This is a genomic window from Acetatifactor sp. (assembly GCF_982438285.1).
The window spans coordinates 1-8,437 of record NZ_CEWDFQ010000113.1; the positions used below are offsets into that span (position 1 = coordinate 1).

Annotated in this window: 6 protein-coding genes; 4 read left to right on the top strand and 2 right to left on the bottom strand. The window is 49.0% G+C overall.

Translation table 11 applies throughout. The features are described from left to right. Both AC1WIP_RS07285 and AC1WIP_RS07290 read right to left on the bottom strand, forming a co-directional pair. Window positions 1–1,369: response regulator (locus AC1WIP_RS07285; protein WP_481141229.1), on the bottom strand; the 1,369-nt coding region annotated here is incomplete at its 3' end. Further along, on the bottom strand, window positions 1,362–3,101 hold the full coding sequence (locus tag AC1WIP_RS07290) for a sensor histidine kinase (protein WP_481141230.1): 1,740 nt from the start codon (window positions 3,099–3,101) through the stop codon (window positions 1,362–1,364). The genes AC1WIP_RS07285 and AC1WIP_RS07290, both read right to left, overlap by 8 nt. Before the next feature lie 308 nt (window positions 3,102–3,409). Here AC1WIP_RS07290 and AC1WIP_RS07295 point away from each other — a divergent pair, with 308 nt between their 5' ends. From AC1WIP_RS07295 to AC1WIP_RS07310, 4 genes are all read left to right on the top strand, one after another. Next, the gene (locus AC1WIP_RS07295; protein WP_481141231.1) at window positions 3,410–4,780 is read left to right on the top strand and encodes an ABC transporter substrate-binding protein; all 1,371 of its coding nucleotides are present in this window, start codon (window positions 3,410–3,412) and stop codon (window positions 4,778–4,780) included. A 121-nt stretch (window positions 4,781–4,901) separates the two neighbouring features. Next, window positions 4,902–5,777 (top strand): carbohydrate ABC transporter permease, encoded by an 876-nt coding sequence (locus AC1WIP_RS07300; protein ID WP_481141234.1) that lies wholly within the window; start codon window positions 4,902–4,904, stop codon window positions 5,775–5,777. Window positions 5,778–5,797: 20 nt separating this feature from the next. Next, a complete protein-coding gene (locus AC1WIP_RS07305) occupies window positions 5,798–6,625 on the top strand; it encodes a carbohydrate ABC transporter permease (RefSeq protein ID WP_481141232.1) in 828 nt (275 codons plus the stop codon). Window positions 6,626–6,632: 7 nt separating this feature from the next. Next, the coding region (locus tag AC1WIP_RS07310) for a heparinase II/III family protein (protein ID WP_481141233.1) at window positions 6,633–8,437 on the top strand (1,805 nt) is incomplete at its 3' end.

Consider the following 8,437-nt stretch of genomic DNA (forward strand, 5'->3'; position numbering starts at 1 on the left):
GGGTGGACAGATAGCTGGGAGAGATGGACACCGCATCTGCAACCTCCTGGAGACTGATATGATCCTCCACATGCTCGATCACATACTGCCTTGCCTTTTCCACCGGAGCGGATTTGAGACTGGCCCGGATTCCCAGAAAAGCAGAGACGGAATTTTTCAAATTTTCAATCCAGCGGATAACCTGGCTGCGTGTGATCAGCATTCGGATTTCAGGATTTCCGTCCAGATTTTCCGAAGGAAACACCTTAGAGACGCTGCGGTACAGCTCATTGCACAGCCATATGGCCTGGCTTTTCTGGTGGACTGTGCTGTTAAGTCTGTCAATGGCCTTATCCAAAAGAAGCATACAGCCGGTAAGGTTCCGGCTGTTCAGCTCGGCCTCCAGCTGGGACCCGATGCCAGACAGCCCCAGCGGCTCATGGGCAGGAAGGGAAGGGGTCAGCTCTGAGGATTCCGTTTCTTCATATAGATAGAAATACTCAATCCGCTGGAAATAGGCTTCCCTGCAGGAGGAGAGCTGATTGGCGCCAAAGAAGCAGGGGGTGGCGCAGACTAAAGACTGGACCTGGGTAATGTTTTCCGATGCGTTTGACAATTTGGAGGAAAAGAGGGAAACCTTCTGCTTCCAATCCTTTCCCTGTCCCCAGAGAAAGAGAGTGAGACTGTCGTCCTGGCCGGTTTGGACAAAAAGATAATTTTCTCCAAACAGGCTGTCTGCCAAGCGGCTTGCAAGCTCCTTTTCCCAGGCAGTCAGAGAAATCTTGGATTCGCGGGTCAATGTCTTGGAGTCCGGAAGGGTGGCAAAGTTTAAGGGAATATACAAAATTCCATAGCCGTCCAGCATTCGGTTTTCCGAAAGAATGGACTCTGCATGGGAGAGGGCAGAGCCATTTGGGGAAAAAAGAAGCTCCAGGCATGCCTTCTGAATCAGCTCTCTTTTTTTGAGACTATCGTAATATTTGAATTTGTCGTCCTGCACCAGCTTGCTTCTCTGGTCGTGCTCCTTCTTAGCCTTGGTCAGAGCTTCCTCCAGCGCAGAGGCATCCAGCTGATTTTTTAAGAGATAGTCCAGGGCCCTGTAATGGATGGCTTCTTTGGCCAGCTGAAACTCCTGCAGGTTTGTGAGCATGATAAAAACAATGGAGGGAAACTCCTGGCCCGCGGTTTTTAAAAGCTCAATGCCGTCCATAATGGGCATTTTGATATCGCAAAGCACAATGTCTGGCTGGCAGTCACGGATCTTTTCAAGGGCATCCTTGCCATTTCTTGCAGTGTTCAGTATGGTACAGTCGTTCTTTTCCCAGTCGATGAGGAATTTAATGCCTGACAAAATGATGGTTTCGTCATCTACGATGAGTACGTTATACATACAGGGCTTCCTCCTTTGGAATATGTATGGTAACCCGGGTGTATTCTCCGGGGGAGCTTTCGTAGATCAGGCCATATTCGGGGCCGTAATTTAATTTCAGTCTGGTGTCCACGTTGGAGACACCGATGCCGCTCATGGCATTTTTGCTCTGGTTTGACAGGGAGGCGGTAAGCCGCTGCAGCTCCTCTTTTGTCATGCCTGCGCCGTTGTCCTCAATGGAGATATAAAGATGCCCCTCCTTTTTTCGGGCGCTGATTTCTATTTGGCCAAACTGCCCTGTGGGCTCGATTCCGTGCAAAATCGCGTTTTCCACAATGGGCTGCAGGGTAAACTTAATGATCATGCAATCTAAGAGTTCTTCTGGAACATTACAGATATAATCAAAAATTTCCACATAGCGCACCTTTTGAATATGAATATAGTCGCTCACAAGTGCAAGCTCTTCGCGAAGAGGGATTTTGTCGTCAATCCCCTTGGCCACGTTTCGAAGCAGATGCTCCAGGGCCCTGGTTGTCTGTTCTATATTTTTACTGCCCTGTATGACGGCCATCCAGCGGATGGAGTCCAGTGTATTGTAGAGAAAATGGGGATTGATCTGGCTTTGCAAAAGATTGATCTCCACATTTTTTTTCTGCTCATACATGGCCTCCCTCTCTGTCAGAAGCGTCTGTATGTGGCTTGTCATCTGGTTTACGGCCTTGCCGATTTCTCCGATTTCATCGGATGAGGCTTCAATCTGCGGATTGCCGGAAAAATCATTGGTTTCAGAAATTTTCCGGATATGCTCAGTCAAAACGCCGATGGGTCGCGTGATCCGTCTGGTCAAAAGGCGCACGATGAAAATGCCGGCGCAGACGGTGACGGCAAATAAAATGAGCAGAACGTAAAGAATATAAAGATTATCGCCTGCGCTTATAGTTACATCATTGAGGCTGCCCACAATAATATCAAACTGGGACAAGGAAATGCTGCTGAGCTGATAGGTATGTCCTCCGTAACGGATTTTAGAGCCGGAGGGTGCAAGCAGGCTGCTTAATTCGGCGTCTTTCTCAAGAACGAAGGAGGTGAGAATCTGCGAACCCTTCCCGTCAATGATGAAAAGATCCCAAAGTCCCTGGTAGGGCAGAAGCTGATCGGACAAGAGGGTTTCGCTGAGCTCTATGTACAGGTAGCTTCCGGGCACAGTCCCCAGTGGAGCAAGGTAAGAAAGGTTGTGGCCACTGTGGGAACCCAGAAGGGAATGCCAGCCGTAAAAAGGCGAGACAGCGCTTTTTACCTCCTCTGTCTGCAGAAATTCCTGAAGGGTTCTCCAATCTGTTTCATTCCAGGTAGCTCCCACAGAGGAAGAAATACGTATGTCGTTTTGATTGAGGATGACGCAGCGTCTCAGGTAATTGGCCAGAGTGGTGGAGGAGGTAAAATGCTCCAGCTCCGTCTGGGCATCCAGACATTTTCTGCGTGCGGAAATGCTGGACATATCCTGGCATTTGAGGGCCTCCATGATGCTGAAGGAGCTGGCGCAAAGGCCGGTGAGCTTTTGCAGCTCCGCAATATCGCTTTCCAGCTGGTTTGAGATAACGTGCATATACTGCTCGTTAATCTGCAGGGATTTCTGAAACAGGCGCGTGCTGTAGAGTGCGGAGGAGCCCCAAATCCCTGCGGATGTAAAGAAAATAATACATATTGACATAGATGTCAGTATTTTTACTGTAATACTGTCCTTAATTCTCATCTGTACTCCTGTGCCTCAAAGACGGCAGCTTTTGATAGGGTTTCTGAGATTATTATACCATGAGGCGGTTTTAGATTGAAAGAAGGTTTCATTTTGCAAAAAATTTTATTAGTTTGAAAAAAAGTATGCTTCCGAGAGATGGGAAGAACGAAACATCCAAAAAAAGTATTTGTCTTTCTTGAATTCGTGAGTTTTTAAAGAATAGTATTCTGCGCTATAATGCAGATACAGTCAATAAGGGAGCAATAAACTGCAGGGCCCGCAGATTTCCCGTTGGAGGAATGAAAAGTGAAAGGAGTAATTTTGATATGAGAAAGAGAATGTTCAGAAAGGTTTTGGCCGCTGCCTTAAGTCTGACTCTGGCAGGAACAATGCTGTCAGGCTGTGGAAGTACAAATGAGCCTGCTGCAAATTCAGAGGCGCCCTCCTCCCAGCAGGCTGCGTCCACTGTGGAGGCATCCACTGAGACAGAGACCGCAGCAGAGAGCGCTGCATCAGGTGAGGAGGTAACCATTAAGGTTCCTGTTTGGGATGCAGCGGCTAACGCTTATGTTTATCCTGTGGTAGAGGCATTTGAGGCAGCCAATCCCAATATAAAGGTTGAATTGATTGATACGGCATCCGCTGATTACACCCAGAAGCTGACTGTTATGTTAAATGGCGGCAATGAGCTGGATGTTGTCTGGATCAAGGACGGAGATACCACGCCTTCCATTGCTGCCAGAGGACAGCTGGAGGATTTGACGCCCTACATTGAAAGAGACGGTCTGGATTTGTCCGTATACAACGGTGTGGCGGAGACTATGAATCTGAATGGAGCGCAGGTTGCACTGCCTTCCGCTACCGATTATTATATTCTGTTTTACAACAAAGACATTTTCGATGAAGCGGGGGTTGCTTATCCCTCCAATGATATGACCTGGACAGAGTTTGAGGAGCTTGCAGCACAGGTGACCTCAGGTGAGGGAGCAGAAAAGAAGTATGGAGCGCATTTCCACACCTGGCAGGCGCTTGTACAGAACTGGGGCGTACAGGACGGCGTGCATACCATTCTGGATACAGACTACAGCTTCTTCAAGCCATACTATGAGATGGTTCTGCGTATGCAGGAGGCTGGAACCTGTATGGATTACTCCACCTTAAAGACCGGCAATATCGGATATGCCAGCGTATTTGCCCAGGGGCAGGTTGCTATGATGCCTATGGGAACCTGGTATATGTCAACCCTGATCAGTTCTATCAACTCAGGCGAGAGCAGTGTAAACTGGGGTATTGCAACCATTCCTCATTCTGAGGAGCTGGAAGCAGGCTATACGGTTGGTTCCACCACACCTATGGGAATCAGCGCAAATTCTCAGAACAAGGATGCGGCTTGGGAATTTGTTAAGTTTGTCTGCGGAGAAGAGGGCGCTCAGATCTATGCTGAGGTAGGAAAGCCGCACTCCATGCAGGGAGAGGAAATCATTGACATCATTGCAAGCGCTGAGGGAATGCCGGAGGGCGCAGCAGAGGCACTGCAGACCAAGAATATTGCTCTGGATCGTCCTTACGATGAGAAATCTGCAGAAGTGAATCAGATGCTGGGCGAGGAGCACAGTCTGATTATGATCGGCGAGCTTTCCGTAGACGACGGCCTGGCAGAGATGGGCCAGCGCAGCCAGGAAATTCAGGCGCAATAAGAATGCAGGCTGTTACCAAACAGGTACGGCTGACGATAACAGGAGGCGGCAGGTGATCTTGTCGCCTCCTGAAATATGAAAGGAGAACATTCAATTGGCGGCAAGAACAAGTAAAAAACATATGTCATTGAATACGAGGAATACCCTGGTAGGTCTTTCTTTCATTCTTCCTAATTTCATTGGCTTTTTCATTTTTGTATTGATTCCCGTTATCTTCGCCCTGGCGCTGAGCCTGGCGGAGTGGGACGGCTATAATCCCATGAAATTTGTGGGGCTTGACAATTTTATCGCCATTTTTAAAGATAGAGTGTTCAGGGGCTCTATCTGGAAAACAGCTTATTTCAGTGTGTTTACCGTATTATTTTCTATGTGCGCATCCCTGGGGCTTGCGCTGCTTTTGAACCAGAAGCTGAGAGGAAAGGGCTTTTTCCGCTGCGCTATCTTTTTTCCCTATGTGGCCTCCAATGTGGCGGTGGCAGTGGTGTGGAACTTTTTGTTCCGGGATATCGGCCCCATCAACAATTTCCTGCGCGCCATAGGTATTGAAAATCCTCCTGGATGGACTGCCAGCACAGACTGGGTAATCCCGGCGCTGATCATTGTAAACGTTTGGAAAAATATGGGTTATTTTATGATTGTTTATCTGGCGGCGCTCCAGGACATTTCTGAGTCCCTGTACGAAGCGGCCAAGATAGACGGAGCAAACGCTTTTCAGCGGTTTAAGAGCATTACCATTCCCATGCTGACACCCAGCACCTTTTTCGTAGTGATGATGTTAACCATTAATTCCTTTAAGGTCTTTGATTTGGTGTATCTGATGACAGAAGGCGGGCCGGGCAACGCATCCACTATGATGAGCCAGTATATCTATAACCAGGCGTTTATCTCCTGGAGCTATGGGCGCTCCTCTGCAGCGGCGATGATTCTTTTCCTGATTGTAGCCGCGCTGACAGCGCTGCAGTTTCGTCTGGAGAAAAAATGGGTCAGCTATATGTAAGGGCAGGAAGGAGAACGATCATGAAACGGAAAACGATGGGATACAAATTCATAATGTATGTGCTTCTGATTGCACTGACTGCCATTACACTGATGCCTCTTTTGTGGATGCTGAGCGCATCCATTAAGACGGACGTGGAGGTTTTCAGCTTGAATTTTACCTGGATACCGGAGGTTCCCCAGTGGCAGAACTATTCCAGGATATGGTCTAAAATTCCGCTGCTGACTTTTACGTTCAACAGTATCAAGCTGACAGTGCTTATCACCGTTATTCAGGTAATTACCTCCAGCTTTGCAGCTTACGGATTTTCCAAATGTAAGTTTAAGGGAAGAGATGTGCTGTTTCTCTTTTATGTGGCAACCATCGCCATTCCCTGGCAGGTATACATGCTGCCTCAGTACAGCATGATGAACAAAATGCACCTGGTGGACAGTCATCTGGGATATGTGTTAATGCAAAGCTTTACGGCCTTTGGGGTATTTCTTATGAGACAGTTTTTTATGTCCCTTCCCAATGAGCTTCTGGAGGCCGGAAGAATTGACGGACTCAGCGAATACGGGAACTATTTCCGCATTGCGCTGCCCCTGGCAAAGCCCAGTGTGGCTACCTTGACTATTTTCAGCTTTGTAACCATTTGGAATGACTATATGGGGCCTATGATTTATTTTAACTCTACGGAGAATAAAACCATTCAGCTGGGAGTAAAAATGTTTATCGGCCAGTACTCCTCGGAGTACGGACTGGTTATGGCGGCCAGTGTGCTGTCCCTGATACCGGTTGTGATCATCTTTTTGTCAGGACAGAAATTCTTTGTACAGGGGATTGCATCCAGCGGAATAAAAGGATAGGTTTTAAATGAAAACATTGGATAGATTTTGGTTTGCAGAAGAACTGGAGGAGACAACGGCATATATGAAGGCGCATTTTCCAGAAAAATGCGCCCAGGTGCTGGAGCAGGCGGATAAATTGTGCCGCAATACCTTTGTGTTCAGGGAACACTGGGAGATGGAGCGGACCCATGAGGAGGTAACATTCCAGGAGCAGGTGGCCTGGGATTTTATTCCGAAAGGAGATCCGGAGTGGATTTATGCCCTAAACCGCCACACCTGTTTTCTTATTCTGGGAAAGGCATGGCAGCTTGCAAGGGATGAAAAATATCCCAGAAAGTTTATAGAGCTGATCTCCGACTGGATAGAGCGTGTTCCGCTTACGCAGGAGAGCAGGAAGGATACCTGGAGAAGCCTAGAAAGCGGCATCCGAATTGAATACTGGCTGAAAAGCCTTCTGCTTTTTGGGGACAGTCCCCTTCTTAAGGAGGAGCTGGTTGCGAAAATGGAGGAGGTGCTTTCCCTTCACGGAACCTATCTGCTTGAGGTAAACGAGCCCTTCCATCATTTGAGCAACTGGGGGGTTTTGCAGAATCATGGACTTGCCCTGTTAGGACTGTATTTTGAAAAGGAGGAGTGGCTGAAAGAGGCGGTGCGCAGACTGGACGAGGAGGTGTCCATGCAGGTGTTCGGGGACGGCAGCCAGTGGGAGCAAAGCCCCATGTATCACTGCGAAGTGCTCTATGCACTGATGGATGTGCTGCTTCACTTAAAGCGGTTTGGCATACAGGCCCCAGGGAGGCTGGAAGAGTCCGTCCACAGAATGCTGTATGCGCTGGCCTATTGGTGCAAGCCAAACGGGCATATCCCCTGTCAGGGGGACAGCGATGACATAGACGCACGGGATATGCTGGTTCAGGGGGCAGTGCTGTTTGAGGATGGAACGCTGAAATTTCTGGCCGGGGGACATTATTTTGAGGATAATCTCTGGAACCTGGGCGCGAAAGCTGCAGCGGAATATGGGGCTTTGAAGGAAAAGATGCCAGAGGAAACTTCCAGGGCGCTTATGGATGCAGGAAACTATATGCTCCGCTCCAGATGGGCGGAGGATGGGGACTATGTGCGGTTTCACTGCGGCTGTATGGGAAGCGGCCACGGCCACGGAGATCAGCTCCATGTGGATTATTATTCCAGGGGAGAGGATATTCTCATTGACCCGGGCAGATACACTTATGTGGACAGTGCTGTGAGAAAAAGGCTGAAGCTGCCCTCTGCCCATAACACAGTCTGTGTAGACGGCGGGGAATTCTGTGAATGTATCGACAGCTGGGGCTATAGCCGCATGGCCTTCCCTATCAAGGGTGAATATTGCTTTAAGGGGCAGGTGAATCTGGCCATGGGCGCGCATCTCGGATACATGGACAGAGGAATCCTGGCTTCCAGAAGGGTAGTGACAGTGGCGGAGGGGCTGATTGTGCTGGCGGATGTGTTTTACGGCACAGGAAGCCACAGCTATGACGGGTATTTTCACTTTGGGCACAAAGGAAAAGCAGTTTTGTCTGCAGATGGCTTATCAGGACCGGTGCGGGTGCATTACCAGGGGGAAAGGACCCAGGCACAGCTGCTTGCCCTGAAGGGGACAGGAACCCTGTATGAGGCGGAATGCTCTCCGGAATATAATCTTTTGCTGGAATGCAGCTGTTTGAAGGTGCATCTGGAAAAGGAAGGGCAGGCTTCTTTTTTCACTGTGATCTCCACAGCGGGGCCGGAGGGCCAGGAGGTGAGCGCAGAGCTGCTTTCGGTGTCCAGGGTCAGAAGCGGGGAGTTCCTTGG

Bases quoted from the DNA above. Each gene is read 5' to 3' on its own strand.
- AC1WIP_RS07290 (WP_481141230.1), bottom strand. From the start codon at position 3,101: ATGAGAATTAAGGACAGTATTACAGTAAAAATACTGACATCTATGTCA.
- AC1WIP_RS07295 (WP_481141231.1), top strand. From the start codon at position 3,410: ATGAGAAAGAGAATGTTCAGAAAGGTTTTGGCCGCTGCCTTAAGTCTG.
- AC1WIP_RS07300 (WP_481141234.1), top strand. From the start codon at position 4,902: ATGTCATTGAATACGAGGAATACCCTGGTAGGTCTTTCTTTCATTCTT.
- AC1WIP_RS07305 (WP_481141232.1), top strand. From the start codon at position 5,798: ATGAAACGGAAAACGATGGGATACAAATTCATAATGTATGTGCTTCTG.